This is a genomic window from Lysobacter antibioticus, assembly GCF_000731095.1.
GTDB lineage: Bacteria > Pseudomonadota > Gammaproteobacteria > Xanthomonadales > Xanthomonadaceae > Lysobacter > Lysobacter antibioticus_B.
In genome coordinates this window covers 90,975-112,424 of the sequence record NZ_JMTZ01000012.1, presented here as the reverse complement: position 1 = coordinate 112,424, position 21,450 = coordinate 90,975, and the positions used below count along the sequence as shown (strand labels likewise).

Sequence of the window (21,450 nt, the reverse complement as noted above, 5' to 3'; positions counted from 1 at the left end):
GCTCTATCGCCCCGTAACCGGACCTGGGCCCGGGAATCGGTTTACTAAAGCCAGGGCGCGTGCTAAATCGCTGCGCATGGTCCGTCTGGAGTCCGTCATGCTTACAGGATGTAATCGCGCCGCCGCGGCGTTGCTGACCTTATTGTTGTGTTCCTGCGCTTCGGCCGGGGTGCGTTTCGATGGCCAGTGGAGCTATCAGCAAAGCTGCGGCTGGAACCACACCGCCAATCTGGACCTGGCCGGTTCGGGCCAGTCCTATACCGGCAGCTGGGACGACGGCACCCGCGTCGGCGGCGACAGCGGCAAGCTCAAGGGCGAGCTGCGCGACGACAAGTTGTTCCTGCAGTTCTGCAGCGACACCGGCACGCCAGCCTGCCCGAGCTATGGCGAGGCTTCGGCCTATCTCGTGCGCGATAAGGCGACGGTGGTCTGGTACCGGAAGTTCGGCAGCGACTACAAACCCTATCTGACCTTGCACGAGGCCAAGGCCGGGCAGAAGGTGCCGACCGACGACCAGTGCGCCGACGACGAAGCCAAAGACGACGAACCCAAAGACAACTGAGCCGCGGACGATGGGGTCCGCACAGAAGGGTCCGAACAGACAGCGAAGCCGCGGGCGCTCCGGCCCGTGTCGCAGCAAGGAGGCTAGACCATGAACCAACCCGCACAGAACGACGCCGCGGCGACACCGCCTGCGGCCCCGCCGCCGCGCGTCATGACCGACGACGAACGCCGCGCGATCGCCTATTTCGCCATCGGCGTGGGCTCCGAGGGCAGCGTCGGCGGCCGCGACGTCTCCAATCACCTGTCCTTCGCCGGCAACACCGTCAACGGGGTGATGCAGCCGGTCGGCAACAGCGGCTATTCGATCGGCACCTTGCAGACCGACCTGGGCCAGCATCCCGAAGTGGTGCCGTCGCTGGTCGACGCCTATCAGGGCTGGGCCCGCGCGAATCATCCCGAGCGCGTGCTCAGCGCCGCCGAACGCACCCAGACCATCGCCGACCTCGGCCGCAACGGCAACACCATCACCGCCCAGGGCGGGCGCGCGATGGACGCGCGCATCGAAGGCAATCTCAACGAATTCCTGCGCTCCGACGCCGGCGTCACCTACATCCACAACCGCGACGTCGCCCAGGCCAACGAACTGGTCAGCGGCGTCATGGCCCAGGTCAGCCAGACCGCGCTGTACCGCAATTCCACGCCCGACGACCAAGTGCGCCTGACTACGATGGTGGCCAAGGTCGAGAACCAGAGCGGCACGCGCTGGACCCCGGCCTTGTTGCGCGACATGAACAACGGCACCCATAACAGCGTCGCCGACGTCAGCGGCGCGGTCGACCGCCTGTTGCCGAGGACCAGCGGCGACCGCGACTACATGGAGACCGGCCGCGACGCCGCGCTGCAGGGCGCGGAAGTGATGATTGCGCTGCGCAACGCCGACTCGCGCAGCCCGCTGCACCAGACCTGGCAGGACGTGATGGCCAATCCCCTGGTCAATCCCCGCCAGACCGGTCAGGACGCGGCGCGTCCGCATCTCGCCGCCGAGTACGACACCGCCAAGAATTTGTTCCTGCAGAAGGTCGAGGCGCCGGCCTTGATCCACGCGCTCGACCAGGGCAGCGCCTATGCCTATGGCCGTCCGCAGCAGGAAGGCCAGGGCCGGGCAGGGCGTCCGACCGCAGGCCTGTACGCGTCCGGCAACGACTTCGTGGTCTGGAACCGCGACGGCAGCGGTCATTCCAATATCGGTGGCGTGTGGGCCGATGTCGATCGCAACGAGCTTTCGCGGGTGCGCAATCGCGACGGCACCACCGACCTCAGCCAGACCCACAACGGCGCCACCACGCGCCTGCTGCACGTCGATCCGCATGCGCCGGTGCTGCGCACCACGCCGGATCCGGCGCTGCAGCCGGCCGCTCAGCAACCGGCGACGCAGCCGCAGCCGCCTGGCGCGCAGACCCCGGCCACCCAGACGCCGGGCGTGCAGGTGCCGGAGGTCCCGCCGCAGGCGACCCAGCCGCATGCGAACGCGAGCGGACGTGCCGGGCCGGAAGACCCCTTGGTGCAACAAGCGCGGGCCCAGGTCAATCAGCTCGACGCGCGGCTCGGGCGCACCCCGGACCAAACCAGCGAATGCATGATCTTCAGCGTCGCCTGCCTGGCCCGCCAGAACGGTTTCGAGCGCATCGACGGCGTGTTCCTGAGCCAGCAGACCGAGACCCAGCGCGCCGGGCAGAACGTGTTCGTGGTGCAGGGCGCGGCCAACGACCCGGCCAGCCTGCGCGCGCACATGCCGACCGCCGATGCGACCAATACGCCGGTGCAGGATTCGCAGCAGCGCCTGAGCCAGCTCGGCCCGCAGCAGGCGGCGCAACACGAGCAGCAACACCAGACCCAGCAGCAGGCGCTGCCGCCGCACGCGCGGGGCATGTAATAAGCCCCGCTGCATCGCACCGCCGTCGCCTGGTGCGACGGCGGTGCGCTTACTGCGGTTTCGCGGCCTCGGGCGCCGCCTTCGCGTCGGAGGAGACCGCGTCGCGGGCTTTATTCCACCAGCCGCCGGCGACTTCGCGGGCCTTGCCGGCGCCGTCCTTGACCGAATCGTTCAAGGGCTTCCAGGCCTGCTCTTCGGCGAAGCGCGTGGTGGTGCGCAGCACGTCCGGCCCTTCTTGCTTGACCGCTTCCCAAGTCAGCACCGCGATCAGGCGCGGCATGAAGACGAAGGAATCGACGTCGCCGCCCTTGGCTTCGACCTTGGCGATGAAACGCGCGAGTTCCTTGCGCACCGGCTCGGGTGCGCTCGGGTCCTGGCTCATGCGCTTGAGCGTGACCAGGCCGTCGCGGGTGCGGCCTTCCTGGAACGCCAGGCCGGCGCGCGGCAGCTCGCTCATCCACGGCTGCTTCAACAGCTGCCCGAGCGCATCGATATGCACCTGGGCGTGGTCCCAGCGCTTCTCGCTCACCGCCAGATAAGTCAGGGCGGCATGCAAGGTGATCACGTGCGCGACCGGCGGTTGATCCGCGCCGGGCGCCTGCGGCGCGGTCCAGACTTTGTCGCTCTCGGCCTGGGCCAGTTGCGGCCATTCCAGTCGCTGGAACACCACCGAACGCAGCGAGTTCGCGGCGACGCGATCGAAGCTGCCGCAGTTGCGCGCCTCGACGATGTCGCTTTCGGCCAAGGCGATCGTGCTCTTGTCGGCGACCAACGCGCCGTAGGCAAGCAGCACGTGCATGGCGCAGTAGTCGGCCTCGTCGAACTCGACCGGCGGCGTCTTGCCGCTCCATTCCATGCCTTTTCGGTAGGCGCCGATCGCGCCCGGCAAGCCGCTCTCGGACAGGCGCCGATATTGGGTGTAGGCCAGGCCGTCGCGCAGTTCGAGCAACTGCTCGTTCTCGCTCTTGCTGCTGCAGGCGGCGAGGGCGGCGATCAACAACACGCAGGCCGCCCGGCGCAGGGCCGGGCGTTGATGAAATGACATGATTCCCCTCCTTGGGTGAGGTTTGCGAAGTCGCAGCGATTCAGTCGTTGCGTCGGGCCAGGGCTTCGCCCAGGCGCACCGGGGTTTCCGCGCCGAGGCCGTCGGCCAGGTTCGCCACGCCCGGCGGCAACAGCACGATCACGGTCGAACCGTAGTTGAAGCGGGCCATTTCGGCGAAACGTTCGAGCGCGATGCCCTTGCCGCGGTAGTCCTTGTGTTGGACGCGATCGCCGTAGCGGGGGATCTCGACTCCGCTCCAGACCGTTTCCACGCCCGAGACCAACAGCGCGCCGACCATGACCATCGCCATCGGCCCGAAGTCGGTGTCGAAGTGGCAGACCAGGCGCTCGTTGCGCGCGAACAGACGCGGCACGTTGCGCACCGCGTCCGGGCCGACGCTGAACAAGCGGCCCGGCACGTGCACGGTTTCGCGTAGGGTGCCGGCCCAGGGCATGTGCACGCGGTGATAGTCCTTCGGCGACAGATAGACCGTGGCGAACACGCCATCGCGGAACGGCGCGGCCGCGGCTTCGTCGCCGCCGAGCAGCTCGGTCGCGGTGAACGACTGGCCCTTGGCCTGGAAGATTTCGCCGGCGCGGATCGGCCCGCACTGGCTGATGCGGCCGTCGGCCGGCATCAACAAGCTGCGCGGGTCGGCCTCGGGCACGCGCGCGCCGGGCTTCAGCGCGCGGGTGAAGAAAGCGTTGAAGGTCGGATAGGCCTGCGCATCGGGCTCAGCGGCTTCGCCGAGATTCACGCCGAACTTGCGCGTGACCGTATCGATCAGCCACTGCTTGACGCGCGGGTTGGAGGAATAGGCCAGCGAGCGCGCGATCGAGGACAGCGCGCGGTGCGGCAGGGCATAGGTCAGGGTGGTGACGAGACTCACGGGGTCTTGGCTTCGGTCAGTGCGGCAAGGTCGGCGGCGATGGCGTTCGGGTCCAGCGGCGGTCGGATCAGGCCGGCCATGCGGCCCTGCGGATCGAGCACGGCCATGCTGGCGCTGTGGTCCATCGTGTACTGGTCGGCGGGCGCGCCGTCGGGCGCCGGCACCTTGCCGAACACCATGCCGAGCGACTTGGTGAAGGTTTCCAGCGCCGGGATGTCGGCGGTCGCCGCCAGGGTGTCTTTGTGGAAGCCGTGCGCGTACTCGCCGATGCGGTCGGGCGGGTCGCGCTCGGGGTCGACCGAGACGAACAACACCCGCGGACGGGTGGATTCGGGAATCGAGTCCCATTGCTTCTGCGCCACCGACAGCTCGGCCAGGGTGGTCGGGCAGACGTCGGGGCAATGGGTGAAGCCGAGGAAGACCAGGGTCCAGTGGCCCTTGAGTTCGCCGGGAATGAGCTGGGTGCCGTCGGACTGGCGCAGCGAAAACGCCGGCAGGGTGCGCGGCGGCTCGAACAGGCGCACCGCCTTGGTCTGCGGCCAGGGCGAAGGGCGGGCGCTGCCGAAGTACTGCCTGGACGCCCACAGGCCGGCTGCGGCGGCGAGCGCGGCGACCAGGACGATGGCGGTGGTGCGATTGAACATGGCGATTCCGTTTGTTGCGCCGGGGCATGATACCGGGCGCGGAGGCGGGCGCTTGTTCGGCGTGAACGGATCGAGGGGCGGGCCGGGAGCGAAAAGCAAATCCCCCCTGCCCCCCTTTTTCAAAGGGGGGGGACTCGTCTGGAGGATTCGTAAGGAAACTGGGAGCACGTCCAGGCTCGGCCCCTCCAACAGGCCCGGCCGAAACCGCCCCGAAGGGCTTCCCCCCTTTGAAAAAGGGGGGCAGGGGGGATTTGCTCTGGCCGTGCCCGAGTCCCGTCCCCAAGCCCGAAGCCACCTCACCCGCTATACTGCGCGCCTTGTTTTGCCCTGGACCCGCCGTGCCCGCTTCCGCCTCCTTCGAACAGCTGACCCTCGTCGACCTGATCCGCTACGGCGCCAGCCGCTTCGGCGCGGCCGGGCTGACCTTCGGCCACAGCTACGACAACGCGCTCGACGAGGCCACCCAGTTGGTCCTGCACGCGCTGCACCTGCCGCACGACCTGAGCCCGGTGTACGGCGCCGGCCGCGTGACCGGCGAAGAAAAGGCCAAGGTGCTGGAACTGTTCGAGCGCCGCGTCAACGAGCGCATCCCGGCCGCCTACCTGACCGGCGAGGCCTGGTTCGCGGGCCTGAGTTTCAAGAGCGACCGCCGCGCCCTGGTGCCGCGTTCGCCGATCGCCGAATTAATCGAGTCGGGCTTCGAGCCCTGGCTCGGCGGCCGCGAGGTCGAGCGCGCGCTCGACCTGTGCACCGGTTCGGGCTGCATCGCCATCGCCACCGCGCATTACCACCCGGAGTGGCAGGTGGTCGGCGCCGATATCAACGACGACGCGCTGTCGCTGGCCACCGAGAACAAGGCCCGCCTGCACGCCGATAACCTCGAGCTGCGCAAGTCCGATCTGTTCAAGGGGCTGCAGGGCGAGGTCTTCGATCTGATCGTGACCAATCCGCCCTACGTCACCAACGACGAGACCGACGCGCTGCCGAAGGAATATTCCTACGAGCCCGAGCTCGGCCTGCGTGCCGGCGACGACGGCCTGGACCTGGCGCTGAAGATACTGCGCGATGCGCCCGATCATCTGAGCGAGCACGGCCTGCTGATCTGCGAAGTCGGCGAAGCCGAACGCGCCCTGGTCGAACTGCTGCCGCAATTGCCGCTGGCCTGGGTCGAGTTCAAGGTCGGCCAGATGGGCATCTTCGTGGCCGAGCGCCACGACCTCGTCGAACACCACGACGCAATCAAACGACTCGCCGACGCGCGCGGTTGAGCGTGCGTCGGCGGCCGGTGGCGGGCGACGCGACGCGTCCCCGCAGCGCCTGAACGCTGATCCAGCACGCGCCAGGCGCCAGACCGACCGGAATCCGCAAGCGCCCCGCGGCGTCTGCGTTCGTTCGAGCAGGCGCGCAGATACTCCGGCGTAGGGTCGCCGACCACCTCGTCGCATTGGGCTTCGCTCATCGTTGCAGCGGAAACCTGCGCCGTCGGCTATGGTGGACGACGTAGGTCGCGTCGGTAGTTCGCGCGAGATCGGTGTCTACGGCACACTCCACATCATCGGTTTTCCCTCACATTCGCGGGAATTCGAGATGAGGCGCGAGTCGCAGGCGATGCGTGTCGCCGTCGCATGCCCGCGCGGTCGGCCGGCATAGAATCCGCTGTCCTCGATCGCCGTCGCCCTGCGATTCGTGAAGCCGCGCGTCACCGCTGCGTCATACCATCGGCGTAGGCAGGTGGCTGCGTTCGGCGCGCATCGCGATGGCGTCGGCGCAGGACGCACCCCTGCCGCCGCGCATCGGCACGGGCGCTTCGCGCAAGCGACGCTCGCACCGACTCCGCGCACCCCCCACGCCGGACGAGACCGGCACGCATCAGGACTTCGATCAGTGGCCAGCAACAGCTTTGGAAAGCTTTTCACGGTGACGACCTTCGGCGAAAGCCACGGTCCGGCGATCGGTTGCGTGATCGACGGCTGCCCTCCGGGCCTGGAAATCGCGCCGGAGGAATTCCGCCGGGACCTCGACCGCCGCGCCACCGGGCGCACCCGCCACACTTCGCAGCGCCAGGAAAGCGACGACATCGAAATCCTCAGCGGCGTCTACCAGGGCCGCACCACCGGCACGCCGATCGCCCTGGTCATCCGCAACACCGATGCCCGCAGCAAGGACTACGGCTCGATCGCCGAGCAGTTCCGCCCCGGCCACGCCGACTACACCTATTGGCAGAAGTACGGCCTGCGCGATCCGCGCGGCGGCGGGCGTTCGTCGGCGCGCGAGACCACCATGCGCGTCGCCGCCGGCGTGATCGCCAAGAAGTGGCTGGCCGAGCGCTACGGCGTCAGCGTGCGCGGTTTCATGTCGCAGATCGGAGAAATCGTGCCGAACGCCTACGACCTGTCTGCGGTGGAAGAGAACCCGTTCTTCTGGCCCGCCGCCGACCAGGTCGGCGAGCTGGAGACCTACATGGACGCGCTGCGCAAGTCCGGCGACTCGGTCGGCGCGCGCGTCGACGTGATCGCCGACGGCCTGCCGCCGGGCTGGGGCGAGCCGATCTACGGCAAGCTCGACGGCGACCTCGCCGCCGCCCTGATGAGCATCAACGCGGTCAAGGGCGTGGAGATCGGCGACGGCTTCGCGGTCGTCGCGTCCAAGGGCAGCGAGCATCGCGACGAGCTGTCGCGCTCCGGCTTCGCCAGCAACCATGCCGGCGGCATCCTCGGCGGCATCAGCACCGGCCAGCAGTTGCGCTGTTCGACCGCGTTCAAGCCGACCTCGAGCCTGCGCCTGCCGGTGCGCAGCGTCGACATCCACGGCAACGAAGTCGAAGTGATCACCACCGGCCGCCACGACCCCTGCGTCGGCATCCGCGCCACCCCGATCTGCGAGGCCATGGTCGCGCTGGTGCTGGTCGACCAGGCCCTGCGCCACCGCGCCCAGTGCGGCGACGTCGGTGTGGTCAGCCCGCGCATCCCGGCCCAATTGGAGCTCGATGCCGATGCCTGAGCGGCCGCGGGTCTGGGTTTCGCAACCGTTGTTCGACGACGTCGTCGCGCGCCTGCGCGAGCACTTCGACGTCGTCGCGACCGCGCGCGTGACCCAGCACGGCCCCGAGGCGATCGCCGCGGCGCTGCGCGAGGCCGACGGCGCCCTGGTCACGCTGAACGACCCGATCGGTGCGGCGCAGGTCGCCGCCGCCGCCCGCCTGCGCGCGATCGCCAACGTCGGGGTGGGCTACAACAACCTCGACCTGCCGGCGCTGAGCGCGGCCGGCATCCTCGTCACCAATACGCCCGACGTGTTGACCGAGACCACCGCCGACTTCGGCTGGGCCTTGATGATGGCCGCCGCGCGGCGGATCAGCGAGGCCGAGCACTGGCTGCGCGAAGGTCATTGGCGGCAGTGGAGTTTCGATTCGCTGCTCGGCGGCGATGTGCACGGCACGACCTTGGGCATCCTCGGCATGGGCCGCATCGGCCAGGCCATCGCGCGCCGCGCCGCCGGCTTCCGCATGCGCGTGCTCTACCACAACCGCAGCCGTCTGTTGGAAGCGGTCGAACGCGAGTCGGCCGCGACCTACGTCGGTTTCGAGGAACTGCTGACACGCGCCGACCACCTGGTCCTGGTGCTGCCGTACTCGCCGCAGTCGCATCATCTGATCGACGCCGCCGCGCTGGCGCGGATGCAGCCGCACGCGACCCTGACCAACATCGCCCGCGGCGGCATCGTCGACGAAGACGCGCTCGCCGATGCCCTCGAACACGGGCGCCTGGCCGCGGCCGGGCTCGACGTGTTCGAGGGCGAGCCGGCGCTCAATCCGCGCCTGCTCGCGCTGCGCAACGTCGTGCTGACCCCGCATATCGCCAGCGGCAGCCTCGCCACCCGGCGTGCCATGGTCGCGCTGGCGGTGGACAATCTGATCGCGGCGCTGGGCCACGGGCCCGACGCCGGCCGGCCGCCGTCGCCCGTGAACGCCGCGCAGCTCGCCCACCGAGCTGAGGCCCGCCACGCCGACGCCGGCGGCCGCACAATGGGCGCACAGGGCGCGCCATGAAGGCGCAGCCCGCGGCCAAGCTTTTCCGGCGCCTCGCGCGCCGACCCGAGCAACATCCGCCGGAAATGGGTCCGGCGGCTCCCACAAGTCAGGTAAATAGGAACAGATGAACGCCAAGACGTCCTGCAATGTCGCTGTCGTCGGTGCCACCGGCGCAGTCGGTGAAACCATGCTGAAGGTGCTGGCCGAGCGCAAATTCCCGATCGGTCAGTTGCATGTGTTGGCGAGCGAACGCTCGGCGGGCGAGAAAATCCAGTTCGACGGCAAAACCATCGTGGTCCAGGACCTGGCGAAATTCGATCCGAGCGGCGTCGATATCGCGCTGTTCTCGGCCGGCGGTTCGGTGTCCAAGGAATATGCGCCGAAGTTCGCCGCGGCCGGCGCGGTGGTGATCGACAACTCGTCCGCGTTCCGTTACCAGGACGACGTGCCGCTGGTGGTCAGCGAAGTCAATCCGGAAGCGGCCAAGCACCGCCCGCTCGGCATCATCGCCAATCCGAACTGCTCGACCATGCAGTTGATGGTCGCGTTGGCGCCGATCCACCGCAAGGCGAAGCTCGAACGCATCAACATCGCCACCTACCAGTCGGTGTCCGGCACCGGCAAGCGCGCGATGGAAGAGCTCGGCAAGCAGACCGCGGCGCTGTTGAACTTCCAGGAAGCCAAGGCCGAGGTCTATCCGGTGCAGATCGCCTTCAACGTGATCCCGCACGGCGGCGACTTCACCGACAACGGCTACACCACCGAAGAGATGAAGCTGGTCTGGGAGACCCGCAAGATCCTCGGCGACGACAGCATCGGCGTGAACGCGACGGTGGTGCGGGTGCCGGTGTTCTACGGCCACTCCGAGGCGGTGCACATCGAGACCCGCGACAAGATCAGCGCCGTCGATGCGCGCGCACTGCTCGAGCAGGCGCCGGGCCTGGTGGTGGTCGACGACCCGGTCGGCGGCGGATATCCGACGCCGGTCACGCACGCTTCGGGACAAGATCCGGTTTTCGTCGGCCGCATCCGCGACGACATCTCGCATCCGCGCGGTTTGTCGCTGTGGGTGGTGTCCGACAACATCCGCAAGGGCGCGGCGACCAATGCCGTGCAACTGGCGGAACTGGTCTGGAACGAAGGCTGAGCCCCGCAGCGCACGGATCGAAGTACGGATCGGGCCCTGCGGGGCCCGATTTTTTTGCGCAATGCGTTTATGTCCAGACCGGGCCGTGGGCCGGCTTCGCCGGAATGAGCCGGGCTGCTGGCGTCGACCGGCCGATGTGGTGCACTCTGCGCAGACACGGGTCGACGGCGGTGCGCCAGGCATCGGGCCGAATCGGTTCAGGCGGTCGGATGCCGATCGAACGCCGAATCGAAGGCCGACCTTCATCGCCGCGTTGCGCATTCCGCCCGCCGACCGCTAGAGTCGCCGCCTGACTAGGGTAATGGGATCGTCTGTGAGATCAGGTTTCGCACGCACAGCATTGGCTCTCGCGTTGGCTCTGGCCAGTGGGGCGGCCGGTGCGCTCGGTCTGGGGCAGATCGAGGTCAAATCGCGCGCGGGCCAGCCGTTGCTGGCCGAGATCCCGGTCATTTCCAGCGACAGCAACGAGTTGGCGCAGTTGCGCGCGGGGCTGGCCTCGCCGGAGACCTTCCAGCGCATCGGCCTGCAGCCGCCGCAAGGCATCGTCACCGACCTGCGCTTCGTGCTCGCCCTGGACAACGCCGGCAAGCCGGTGATCCGGGTCACCAGCACCCAGCCGGTCAATCAGCCGCTGCTGACCTTCCTGATCGAAGTCGATTGGGGGCAGGGCCGCCTGACCCGCGAATACTCGGCCTTGCTCGACGCGCCGCGCACGGTGTCCGCACCGATGCAGCCGCCGATCCAGGCTCCGACCGGCGCCGCCGCCAACACCATCGAGCGTCCGCTGGATGCGCCGCTGCCGTTCGGTGCGCAGCCGCAGGCGACCGATCCGCTGGCGGTGGAGAACCAGCTCGACCGTTACGACCCGGGCAGTGCGATCACCGCGGCACCGGCGCCGGCGCCGGAACCCATCGCGCTCCAGCCCGAGCCGGCGCAACCCGAGGCGGTGCAGCCGGCGCAGGCCGAGCGTCCGAATGCAGGCCGCATCCCGCAGGCGCCGCGCGAGCCGCGCCCGGTGGCGGCCGCACCGAGCGTAGGCGCCGACGGCGAGATCACGGTCGAGCGAGGCCAGACCCTGTCGGCGATCGCTGCCGGCGTGGCCGGCGAGAACACCCTCAACCAGACCATGATCGCGCTGTTGCGGGCCAATCCCGAGGCCTTCATCGGCGGCAACATCAACCGCCTCCGGCAGGGCGCGGTGCTGCGCCTGCCGCCTGGCAACCAACTCGATGCGATCGATCCGCGCGAAGCCAGCGAATTGGTCCGGGTGCAGGTCCAGCAGTGGCGCCAGGCGCGGCAGCCGGTTCCGCAGCCGATCAGCCTGGAGTCCGACGCCGTCGCGAAAACGCCGGTGGCACCGGCCGCACAGAGCGGCGCGGCCTCGCGCAGCAACGACGCGCGTCTTGAAATCGTCCCGCCGGGGGCCAGCCAAGCCACCCAGGCGGGCGCACAGTCCGGCATCAGCGCCGGAGGCGAGGGCAGCATGGTTCGACAGGAGATTCAGCAGGCCAACGAGGTCATCGCCGCGCGCGATGCCGAACTGGCCGACCTCAAGAGCCGCGTCGCCGAGCTGGAGCAGTTGCAGACGCAGCAGCAGAAGCTCATTGCGATGAAGGACAGCGAGCTGGCCGCGAGCCAGCAGCGTCTGGCCGAAAACCAGGCCCGCAGCGAGGGCGGCTCGCCCTTGCCGTGGGTGTTCGGCAGCCTCGGCGTGCTCGCTTTGCTGATCGGCGGCTGGGTGTTGAGCCGCCGCGAACCCAAGAAGCCGAGCTTCCGCGCGCCGGCTTCGGCGGCGGATGCGCCGAGCCGTGGCGGCCCGGACCGTGCTGCGGCCGATGCCGTTGCGAGCGATTCGGGCGACTCCTTGCGCCGCCGCCCGGACCCCGCCGCGGCCCTGGTCGACCCGGTCGCGCAATTGATCGGCGAACCCGAGGCCGACCGTGCCGCGACCGCCGAACCGATCGCCGCGCCGTTCTGGACCGCGCCCAAGACCGAACCGCGCACCGGCGCGAAAGTGCCGACCTGGCACGCTGCCGAAGCCGGCAGCGCCCGTGCGCCGGTCGGCCCGGCCGATACCGGCGCAGGCGCGCCGCGGGCCGAACCGGCAGCGCCGCAGATCCCCGAATTCGTCGCCGCGCCGGTGCTCGATCCGAGCGCGGCCGGCAGCAACGCCCAAGCGGCGACCGCGCCGGGCCAGGAGCGCATCGAGCTGGCCCGCGCCTACCTCGACCTCGGCGACGAAAGCAGCGCCCGCCAGCTGCTCGGCGAGGTGTTGATCAACGGTGACCATGCGGCGCGCCAACAGGCTGCGCGCCTGCTGCGCGAACTCGAATCCTGAGCGTTGAGTTGAGCCGCGCCAGCACGCGACCGAACCAGGCATGACCGAAGTTTTCGAGACGGACGCCCTTTCTTCCGTAGTGGCGGCTCCCTCCGCAGTGGCGGCGCCGCTGCGCCGCTACGCCCTGGGCGTGGAGTACGACGGAGGCGAGTTTTCCGGCTGGCAACGCCTGGTGCGCCCGGGCGAGCCCGACCTGCGCGGCGAAGCCACCGTCCAGAGCACTCTGGAGGACGCGCTGTCGTTCGTGGCCGGCGGCCGCGTCGATGTGACCTGCGCCGGGCGTACCGATGCCGGCGTCCACGCCTCCTGCCAGGTCGTCCATTTCGACAGCAGTGCCCAGCGCGACCTGCGCGGCTGGGTGCTCGGCACCACTTCGCGCCTGCCGCCCTCGGTATGCGTGCGCTGGTGCGTGCCGGTCGCGGCCGATTTCCACGCCCGCTTCTCGGCCCGCGCGCGTCGCTACCGCTACCGCATCCTCAACCGCTCGGTGCGGCCGGCCCTGCAACGGCAGTACCTGACCTGGGAGCGCCGGCCGCTCGACGCCGACGCCATGCACCGCGCCGCCCAGGCCCTGCTCGGCGAAAACGACTTCTCGGCGTTCCGCACCGTGCACTGCCAAGCCCCGCATGCGCGCCGCGACCTGCAGTACATCGGGGTGCGCCGCGACGGCGAGGTGGTCGAGATGGAGGTCCAGGCCAACGCCTTTCTTCACCATATGGTGCGCAACATTGTCGGAAGCTTGCTGATGGTGGGCCGGGGCGAACAGCCCGAGGCATGGATCGGGGAATTGTTGGCCGGACGCGACCGTACCGTCGCCGGCCCGACCGCGCCGTCCTCGGGTCTGGTGTTCGTCGGCCCACGCTATCCCGCCGATTGCCAGCTGCCTGCCGAGGTTACGTTTTGAGCCAGCCCTGTCCCCGCACCCTGTTCCGTACCCGCATCAAGTTCTGCGGTTTCACCCGTCCCGGCGATGTGCGCCTGGCCTGCGAGCTCGGCGCCGACGCCATCGGCTTCGTGTTCGCCGCCGGCAGCTCGCGCCGCGTCGCCGCCGAGGAGGCGCGCGCCATGCGCCAGGCCTTGGCGCCGCTGGTCGACGCGGTGGCCTTGTTCATGGACAACCCGGTCGACGAAGTGCGCGAGGTGGTGCGCCAGGTCCGGCCGAGCCTGTTGCAGTTTCACGGCAACGAAGACGACGCCTTCTGCCGCGCCTTCGGCGTGCCTTATCTGAAAGCCATCCCGATGGGCGGCGAACTCGCCGACCAGCACCCCTCGGCGCTGCATACGCGTTATCCGGGCGCGGCCGGCTTTTTGTTCGACAGCCACGCCAAGGGCAGCAGCGGCGGCAGCGGCAAGACCTTCGACTGGACGCGGATTCCGGTCGGCGTGCAGAAACCCTTCGTGCTCGCCGGCGGCATCACCCCGGAGAACGTGTTCGAGGCGATCCTGGCGACCTTGCCCTGGGGCGTAGACGTGTCCAGCGGCATCGAAAGCGCGCCGGGGCTCAAGGACGGCGACAAGATGCGCCACTTCGTCGAAGAAGTGCGGCGCGCCGACTGTCACGTCGACTGAGGCCTGGCGCAAGGCGGCGGTGCAGGGCGTCCGGGTCCGGAGGCGCCATTCTGCGATCACCTCGTGCGTACGGTGATCGCCTCGATGCCCTAAACTCACCCGTTCCCGTCGCCGCCACGGCGACGTCCGCCCTGATGCAGAACGCGCCCGAGCCGATGTCCGCAGACCCCATCGATTTCCACGCCTATCCGGACGCTTCCGGTCACTTCGGCCGTTTCGGCGGCCGCTTCGTCGCCGAGACCCTGATCGCGCCGCTCGAAGAGTTGGCCGCGGCCTACGACGCGGCCCGCGTCGATCCGGCCTTCATCGCCGAGTTCGAGCGCGACCTGGCCCATTACGTCGGCCGGCCGAGCCCGATCTACCACGCGCAGCGCCTCAGCGACGAAGTCGGCGGCGCGCAGATCCTGCTCAAGCGCGAAGACCTCAACCACACCGGCGCGCACAAGATCAACAACACCATCGGCCAGGCCCTGTTGGCCAGCCGCATGGGCAAGACCCGCATCATCGCCGAGACCGGCGCCGGCCAGCATGGCGTCGCCAGCGCCACCGTGGCCGCGCGCCTGGGCCTGGAGTGCGTGGTCTACATGGGCGCGACCGACATCGAGCGGCAGAAGATCAACGTCTACCGCATGAAGCTGCTCGGCGCGACGGTGGTGCCGGTGACCAGCGGCTCGCAGACCCTCAAGGACGCGCTCAACGAAGCGATGCGCGACTGGGTCACCAACGTGCGCGACACCTTCTACATCATCGGCACCGTGGCCGGCCCGGATCCGTATCCGCGCATGGTCCGCGACTTCAACGCCGTGGTCGGGCGCGAGGCGAGGGCGCAGATGCTGGCCGAGTACGGCCGCCTGCCCGATGCGATCACGGCCTGCGTCGGCGGCGGCAGCAATGCGATCGGCCTGTTCCATGCCTTCCTCAACGACCGCGCGGTGCGCATCGTCGGCGCCGAAGCGGCCGGCGACGGCATCGACACCGGTCGCCACGCCGCCTCGCTCGCGGCCGGGCGTCCTGGTGTGCTGCACGGCAACCGCACCTATGTCCTGTGCGACGACGACGGCCAGATCATCGAGACCCATTCGGTCTCCGCGGGTCTCGACTACCCCGGCGTCGGCCCCGAGCATGCCTTCCTCAAGGACGCCGGCCGCGCCGAATACGTCGGCGTGACCGACGACGAAGCGCTCGACGCCTTCCGCACCCTGGCGCGCACCGAGGGCATCCTGGCCGCGCTGGAATCCAGCCATGCCATCGCCCAGGCGATCAAGCTGGCGCGCTCGATGCCGAAGGACCAGGTCGTGCTGTGCAACCTGTCCGGCCGCGGCGACAAGGACGTGCACACCATCGCCGGACGCGAAGGGCTGCACTTTTGAGGCGAACAACGAGTGCGTGGGAGTGAGGAGTGAGTAAGGGCGGCAACGCGCCGCCTTTGCGAGATCTCACCCGTCGTGCGGCTCGGCTTTGGTTTTGACTCACTCCTCACTCTTCTGAACTCACTGCTCGCCTAATGAACCGAATCGACGCCAAGTTCCAACAACTGCAGGCCGCCGGCCGCAAGGCCCTGATCCCGTTCGTCACCGCCGGCGATCCGTCGCTGGAGGCGACCGTGCCGGTGATGCATGCGCTGGTCGAGGCCGGGGCCGACGTGCTCGAACTCGGGGTGCCGTTCTCCGATCCCATGGCCGACGGCCCGACCATCCAGCGCAGCTCCGAGCGCGCGATCGCGCGCGGCGCCGGCCTGAGCTGGGTGCTCGAAGCGGTGCGCGAGTTCCGCGGCCGCGACGCCGACACGCCGGTCGTGTTGATGGGCTATCTGAACCCGATCGAGATCCGCGGCAACGCGCGCTTCGCCCGCGACGCGGTCGCGGCCGGCGTCGACGGCGTGTTGCTGGTCGACCTGCCGCCGGAAGAAGCCGGGGACCTGCGTGCGGCCTTCAACGAGACCGGTCTGGCCTTGATCCTGCTGGCCTCGCCGACCACCACCGACGCGCGCCTGGCGTTGCTCTGCGACGACGCCCAGGGTTACCTGTACTACGTCAGCTTCGCCGGCGTGACCGGCGCCGACCGCCTCGACACCGGCGCTGCCAACGACCGCCTGCACACCATCCGCGCCCGCAGCCGGGTGCCGGTGGTGGCCGGTTTCGGCATCAAGGACGCCGCCAGCGCCGCGACCATGGCCCGCGAGGCCGACGGCGTGGTGGTAGGCAGCGCCCTGGTGGCCGAGCTCGCCGAGGCCGCCGATGCGCAGGCCGCGGCCCAGACCGCGCGGCGCTTCCTGACCCCGCTGCGACAGGCCCTGGACGGCTGAACCGCGGACCGTATGGTTCGCTGCGTTAAACTGACCCGCTAGGCTGGCGGCGGCGATGGCCTCATCGTCGCCGGTCCGGTCCTTCATTTAGCTGCCTGAACAGAAGGTTTCATCGTATGTCGTGGCTCAAGAAACTCATGCCGTCCGGCATCCGCACCGAATCCGGCGCGGCCAAACGACGCAGCGTGCCCGAGGGGCTGTGGGAGAAGTGCGAGCGCTGCGGCGCGGTGCTGTACCGCCCCGAGCTCGAGGAAAACCTCGAGGTCTGCCCGAAGTGCAGTTTCCACATGCCGATCCGCGCGCGCGCGCGCCTGAACGCGCTGTTCGATGCCGGCAGCACGGTCGAGATCGGAGCCGAGCTCGGTCCGACCGACGTGCTCAAGTTCAAGGACCAGAAAAAGTACTCCGAGCGCATCAAGGCGGCGCAGAAGGCCACCGGCGAACGCGACGCCCTGATCACCCTGCGCGGCACGCTCAAGCAGCGGCCGCTGGTGGCCAGTTCGTTCGACTTTGCTTTCATGGGCGGTTCGATGGGGTCGGTGGTCGGCGAGCGCTTCGCCCGCGGCGCCGAAACCGCGCTGGAGATCGGCAGCCCCTTCGTGTGCTTCTCCGCCAGCGGCGGCGCGCGCATGCAGGAAAGCCTGTTCTCGCTGATGCAGATGGCCAAGACCTCGGCCGCGCTCGGTCGCCTGCGCGCGGCCGGCCTGCCGTACATCTCGGTGATGACGCATCCGACCACCGGCGGCGTGTCGGCCTCGTTCGCGATGCTCGGCGACATCAACATGGCCGAACCCGAAGCGCTGATCGGCTTCGCCGGCCCGCGCGTGATCGAACAGACCGTGCGCGAAAAACTGCCGGAAGGTTTCCAGCGCAGCGAGTTCCTCGTCGAGCACGGCGCGGTCGACCAGATTTGCGACCGTCGCGAAATGCGTGATCGTCTCGCCCATCTTTTGGCGATGATGATGAAACAATCTCAACCCGAAGACGACGCCGAGGCAGCGGCTTGATCGTAGCGGCGTATCCGCGCGGTCACTATGGGGCTGTCGAGACAGTCCCAGCGATTTCTGCACACGACGGCGGGCTGGATGGCCAGGGGGCGCCGATCGTCGGCGATGTCTTCGTTCCTTTCCCGATCACATCCAGCGCGCGCGTCCAGGTGCGACGCGTCGCGCTACCTGGAGGTTGAACTGTATGGCACGTAAGTATTTCGGCACCGATGGCATCCGCGGCCGGGTCGGCGAAGGCCCGATCTCGGCCGATTTCGTCCTGCGCCTGGGCAACGCCTATGGCCACGCGTTGATCCGGCGCGGCTGGCGCAACCCGATGGTCATCATCGGCAAGGACACGCGCATCTCCAACTACATGTTCGAGGCGGCGCTCGAAGCCGGCCTGGTCGCCGCCGGCGTGGACGTGCAGTTGATGGGCCCCATGCCGACACCGGCGGTCGCCCACCTGACCCGTTCGCTGCGCGCCGACGGCGGCATCGTCATCTCGGCCTCGCACAACCCGCATTACGACAACGGCATCAAGTTCTTCTCGGCCGAAGGCGAGAAGCTCGACGACGAAACCGAGCTGGCGATCGAAGCCGCGCTCGAAGAACCGTTCCAGACCGTCGAATCCGAACGCCTCGGCAAGGCCGTGCGCACCCGCGATGCCATCGGCCGTTACCTGGAAGCCTGCAAGAACTCGGTGCCGCGCGGTTTCGACCTCAGCGGCATGCGCATCGCCATGGATTGCGCCAACGGCGCGACCTACCAGAGCGGCCCGCTGGTGCTGAGCGAACTCGGCGCCCGCGTCGACGCCATCGGGATCGAGCCGAACGGCCTCAACATCAACGACGGCGTGGGCTCGACCCACCCGCAGACCCTGGTCGAGCGCGTGCGCTCGACTGGCGCCGACCTCGGCATCGCCTTCGACGGCGACGGCGACCGCGTGCTGTTCGTCGACGGCGAAGGCCGCGTCTGCGACGGCGACGACCTGCTGTACGTGCTCGCCACCGACTGGCAGGACAGCGGCCGCCTGCAGGGCCCGGTGGTCGGCACCCTGATGACCAACTACGGTCTGGAACGCGCCTTCGAGCAGCGCGGCATCCCGTTCCTGCGCGCCAAGGTCGGCGACCGCTACGTGCATCAGCAACTGATCGCGCACGGTGGCGTGCTGGGTGGCGAAGCTTCCGGGCATCTGTTGTGCTTGGACCGCACCAGCACCGGCGACGGCATCGTCAGCGCGCTGCAGGTGCTGGAAGTGCTGGGCCGTCGCGGCCTGAGCCTGCGCGATGCGCTCGTAGGCTTGAGCCGCGTGCCGCAGAAGACCATCAACGTCCGCTACGAAGGCAACAACAAGCCGACCGAAGCGGCCTCGGTGAAGCAGGCCCTGGCCCAGGCCGAAGCCGCCGTGGCCGGCCGCGGCCGCGCCTTCCTGCGCCCCTCCGGCACCGAGCCGGTGGTGCGCGTGACCGTCGAAGCCGACGAAGCGACCCTGATGCAGACCACGCTCGACACGTTGGCCAACGCCGTACGCGCGGCCGTCTGAAGTTTCGAGCGGACAACGATCGCACCGGCGCGCAGGCGCCGGTGCGATTTTTTTTGTCCTGCCTGAGCTCGTGTAGGAGCGACGCAAGTCGCGACCGCGATCGATCCGGACCTTCGCAACCATCGGCCGCCCCGCGGTCGCGGCTCGCGCCGCTCCTACCCAAGAGCACGCAGCTTTGGGGTAGGAGCGACGCAAGTCGCGACCGTGATCTATCCGGCTTTGCGTAGCCATCGGCCGCCCCGTGGTCGCGGCTCACGCCGCTCCTACAGGAGCTACGTAGCTTTGGGGTAGGAGCGACGCAAGTCGCGACCGCCATTCGTCCGAACCTGCGCAGTCATCGGCGACCCCATGGTCGTGGCTCACGCCGCTCCTACAAGGGTAAGACGGCCCACCGCGCATTTCTCAACGCTGCTGAAACCTCGTCAGCATTTCCCAAGACTGCTTGACCGCCGCCGGGTCGACCTTGGCGTCGGGCAGGGGGCGGTATTGGCGGTCGACCACCGTGGCGGCGCCGTAATTGTCGAACAGATAGATCCGGTCGCCTTGGCGGATGCCGCGCTGCGACCAGCTTTCGACCAGCAGCGGGCGCGACGGCTGCCCCGGGCCGAACAGATCGCGGCCGGTGCTGTAATCGGCGCTGTCGTTGCGGCAGCCGAGCGCATGCAGCATCAGGGTCGGGACCAGGTCTTCGTGCGAGGTGGTGTGGGCGATCTTCTGCGGCGTCTTGCCCGGCCAGTGCAGCACGAACGGCGTGCGCAACTGGTAGTCGGAGAAATTGCCGTTGTGGCCCCAGTAGTTCTGCTTGAGGTCGTTGAATTCCTCGCCGTGGTCGCCGGTGATCACCACCACCGTGTTGTCGGCGAAGGGGCTGGCCTGGAGCCGAGCGAGGAAACGGCCGATCAGCTCGTCGCTGTAGCGCACCGAGGCGCGGTAGCGGTTGAACTCCGGGGTCGGGTCGTGGTCCGGCCCGAATTCGAACACGTTGATCTCTTTCGCCATCGGCTGGAACGGCGAGACATAGCCCTTGGGCATGTAATAGGGCTGGTGCGGCGAATCCAGGAACACGAAACCGAAGAAGCGCTTATCGGCCGGGGTCGCGACGATGTCGGCCTGCAACCGCTCCAGGATGGCCTGGTCGCGTTCGGCGCTCTTGCGTTCGCGCGGGCCGTTGACGATGTGCTCGCGCACTTCCGAGAACGCGGTGCGGTCGAACTCCGGGTTGTACAGCGGCGCGCTGCCGTAGATGTACATGCCGTAGCCGTCGCGCTTCATCTGCCCGATCAAGGCCGAGCCGCGCTGTTCGGCGAGCATCTTGTGCCAGTAGCCGCCGGGCAGGCCGTAGAGCAGGCCGAACACGCCGAAGCGGGTGGCGTTGCCGGCGCTGTAATGATCGTCGAACGACAGCGACTGCTGCGCATAGCGCCAGGTGTTCGGCATCACTTCGGGGGTGAGCACGTCGTAGCGCAGCGATTCGAGCAGGATCACCACCACGTTGAGCTTGGGCTGGGCCTCGCATTGCAGCGGCCGGCGCGGGTAGGCCAGCAGGCCTTCGCCCGCGCTCGGCAGGCGCGCGGCTTCGGCGTTGGCGACGCCGAAGCGATGCAGAGCGTCCTTCAGGGTGATCGGTTGCGCCCACGGGATGTAGGGCAGTTGCGACATCACCGTGCGATCGCCGCGGGCGTCGTAGTAGGCGACCATGCCCTGGCCGAACAGCATCACCGCCGCCGCGATCCACCAGGCCTTGACGATACCGATCGTGCCGGGACGGCGCTCCACCGTGCGCCACCACAGCCAGGCGGCGACGATCTCGAGCATCAGCACCGAGCCGATCGCGAGCGCGATCAATCCCCAGACCGTACCGGAAAACACCACCTGATCCTGCATCGCGCCGCCGAACACCATGTTCGCGACCATGGCATTGAGGTGGAACCGGTACAGGGCGAAGACCTTGGCGTCGGCGACCAGCAGGCAGATCCAGGCCGATTGCAGGAGCACCGCGGCGATGGTCGTCCAGCGCATGCGCCGGCCGATCCAGCCCAGCAGCAGCGGGACCACGCCGAGCAGGGCGCCGAAGAACAGGAAATGCCCGGGCAGGGCCACGGTCAGGAAGAACGCGGCCTTCCAATGCTCGGCCAGATGGCCGAAGGGGATGTTGAAGCCGGCGATCGCGATCGCCGCCGCCGCGTTGGTCAGGGTGAACCCGGTCAGCCAGGCCAGGGCGCGACGCACCGTGAAGGCTTGGCGGGCGGCTAGGTCATCCATCTAAGGAGCGTCTCGGACGGTCGGTGGCGCTGCCGGTCAGCAACGCCGGGTCGGGGCGCGACTTTATCGTGTAACAAAGCCGTGGAGAACCGTCGGAAGGAGGGGGCGGGCGCTGCGCATGAAGGCGTTCATCCTGTGTAGGGTCCAACTGCCCATACGGGCGACCGGCGGTGCGGGTTGTGTGCATGCGGGCGGCTCGCGGTGCGGGTTTGCGTCCATGCGGGCGGCCCGCGGTACGGGTTTGCGTCCATA

Annotated in this window: 17 protein-coding genes; 13 read left to right on the top strand and 4 right to left on the bottom strand. The window is 68.8% G+C overall.

What is annotated here, in order from left to right:
- Positions 1-97 precede the first annotated feature (97 nt).
- Together EX88_RS0104985 and EX88_RS0104980 are read left to right on the top strand one after the other, a co-directional pair.
- On the top strand, positions 98-562 hold the full coding sequence (locus EX88_RS0104985; RefSeq protein ID WP_152566101.1) for a hypothetical protein: 465 nt from the start codon (positions 98-100) through the stop codon (positions 560-562).
- Positions 563-652: 90 nt separating this feature from the next.
- On the top strand, positions 653-2,437 hold the full coding sequence (locus EX88_RS0104980; protein WP_051884516.1) for an XVIPCD domain-containing protein: 1,785 nt from the start codon (positions 653-655) through the stop codon (positions 2,435-2,437).
- A 49-nt stretch (positions 2,438-2,486) separates the two neighbouring features.
- Here EX88_RS0104980 and EX88_RS0104975 read toward each other — a convergent pair whose 3' ends face one another.
- The 3 genes from EX88_RS0104975 to EX88_RS0104965 are packed head-to-tail and all read right to left on the bottom strand — an operon-like array spanning position 2,487 to position 5,015.
- Entirely contained in the window at positions 2,487-3,482 is a 996-nt protein-coding gene (locus EX88_RS0104975; protein ID WP_051884512.1) for a hypothetical protein, read from the bottom strand.
- A gap of 40 nt (positions 3,483-3,522) precedes the next feature.
- On the bottom strand, positions 3,523-4,371 hold the full coding sequence (gene asd / locus EX88_RS0104970) for an archaetidylserine decarboxylase (protein ID WP_031370900.1): 849 nt from the start codon (positions 4,369-4,371) through the stop codon (positions 3,523-3,525).
- Positions 4,368-5,015: an SCO family protein gene (locus EX88_RS0104965; protein WP_031370899.1), complete on the bottom strand. Its 648-nt coding sequence runs from the start codon at positions 5,013-5,015 to the stop codon at positions 4,368-4,370. Before EX88_RS0104965 ends, asd begins: the two co-directional genes overlap by 4 nt.
- 338 nt (positions 5,016-5,353) lie before the next feature.
- On the opposite strand from EX88_RS0104965, the gene prmB reads away from it, so the two are divergent.
- From prmB to glmM, 11 genes are all read left to right on the top strand, one after another.
- A complete protein-coding gene (prmB, locus tag EX88_RS0104960) occupies positions 5,354-6,283 on the top strand; it encodes a 50S ribosomal protein L3 N(5)-glutamine methyltransferase (protein ID WP_031370898.1) in 930 nt (309 codons plus the stop codon).
- A gap of 616 nt (positions 6,284-6,899) precedes the next feature.
- Positions 6,900-8,015, top strand: coding sequence for a chorismate synthase (gene aroC, locus EX88_RS0104955; RefSeq protein ID WP_031370897.1), 1,116 nt, complete (start codon positions 6,900-6,902; stop codon positions 8,013-8,015).
- Entirely contained in the window at positions 8,002-9,063 is a 1,062-nt protein-coding gene (locus EX88_RS0104950; RefSeq protein ID WP_031370896.1) for a 2-hydroxyacid dehydrogenase, read from the top strand. Before aroC ends, EX88_RS0104950 begins: the two co-directional genes overlap by 14 nt.
- 106 nt (positions 9,064-9,169) lie before the next feature.
- The gene (locus EX88_RS0104945; RefSeq protein WP_031370895.1) at positions 9,170-10,192 is read left to right on the top strand and encodes an aspartate-semialdehyde dehydrogenase; all 1,023 of its coding nucleotides are present in this window, start codon (positions 9,170-9,172) and stop codon (positions 10,190-10,192) included.
- Between the two features lie 340 nt (positions 10,193-10,532).
- Positions 10,533-12,530: a FimV/HubP family polar landmark protein gene (locus EX88_RS0104940; protein ID WP_235186197.1), complete on the top strand. Its 1,998-nt coding sequence runs from the start codon at positions 10,533-10,535 to the stop codon at positions 12,528-12,530.
- Between the two features lie 109 nt (positions 12,531-12,639).
- Positions 12,640-13,434: a tRNA pseudouridine(38-40) synthase TruA gene (gene truA, locus EX88_RS0104935; RefSeq protein ID WP_031370893.1), complete on the top strand. Its 795-nt coding sequence runs from the start codon at positions 12,640-12,642 to the stop codon at positions 13,432-13,434.
- A complete protein-coding gene (locus EX88_RS0104930) occupies positions 13,431-14,099 on the top strand; it encodes a phosphoribosylanthranilate isomerase (RefSeq protein ID WP_031370892.1) in 669 nt (222 codons plus the stop codon). The genes truA and EX88_RS0104930 overlap by 4 nt, the downstream gene beginning before the upstream one ends.
- 155 nt (positions 14,100-14,254) lie before the next feature.
- The gene (gene trpB / locus EX88_RS0104925; protein WP_031370891.1) at positions 14,255-15,469 is read left to right on the top strand and encodes a tryptophan synthase subunit beta; all 1,215 of its coding nucleotides are present in this window, start codon (positions 14,255-14,257) and stop codon (positions 15,467-15,469) included.
- Between the two features lie 134 nt (positions 15,470-15,603).
- Positions 15,604-16,404, top strand: coding sequence for a tryptophan synthase subunit alpha (trpA, locus tag EX88_RS0104920; RefSeq protein WP_031370890.1), 801 nt, complete (start codon positions 15,604-15,606; stop codon positions 16,402-16,404).
- Positions 16,405-16,520: 116 nt separating this feature from the next.
- Complete coding sequence (accD, locus tag EX88_RS0104915) at positions 16,521-17,411, top strand: acetyl-CoA carboxylase, carboxyltransferase subunit beta (RefSeq protein ID WP_031370889.1); 891 nt, start codon at positions 16,521-16,523, stop codon at positions 17,409-17,411.
- Positions 17,412-17,595: 184 nt separating this feature from the next.
- Positions 17,596-18,936 (top strand): phosphoglucosamine mutase, encoded by a 1,341-nt coding sequence (glmM, locus tag EX88_RS0104910; RefSeq protein ID WP_031370888.1) that lies wholly within the window; start codon positions 17,596-17,598, stop codon positions 18,934-18,936.
- 402 nt (positions 18,937-19,338) lie between these two features.
- On the opposite strand, the gene EX88_RS0104905 is transcribed toward glmM, so the two are convergent.
- On the bottom strand, positions 19,339-21,198 hold the full coding sequence (locus tag EX88_RS0104905) for a DUF3413 domain-containing protein (protein ID WP_051884508.1): 1,860 nt from the start codon (positions 21,196-21,198) through the stop codon (positions 19,339-19,341).
- Positions 21,199-21,450: the final 252 nt, after the last annotated feature.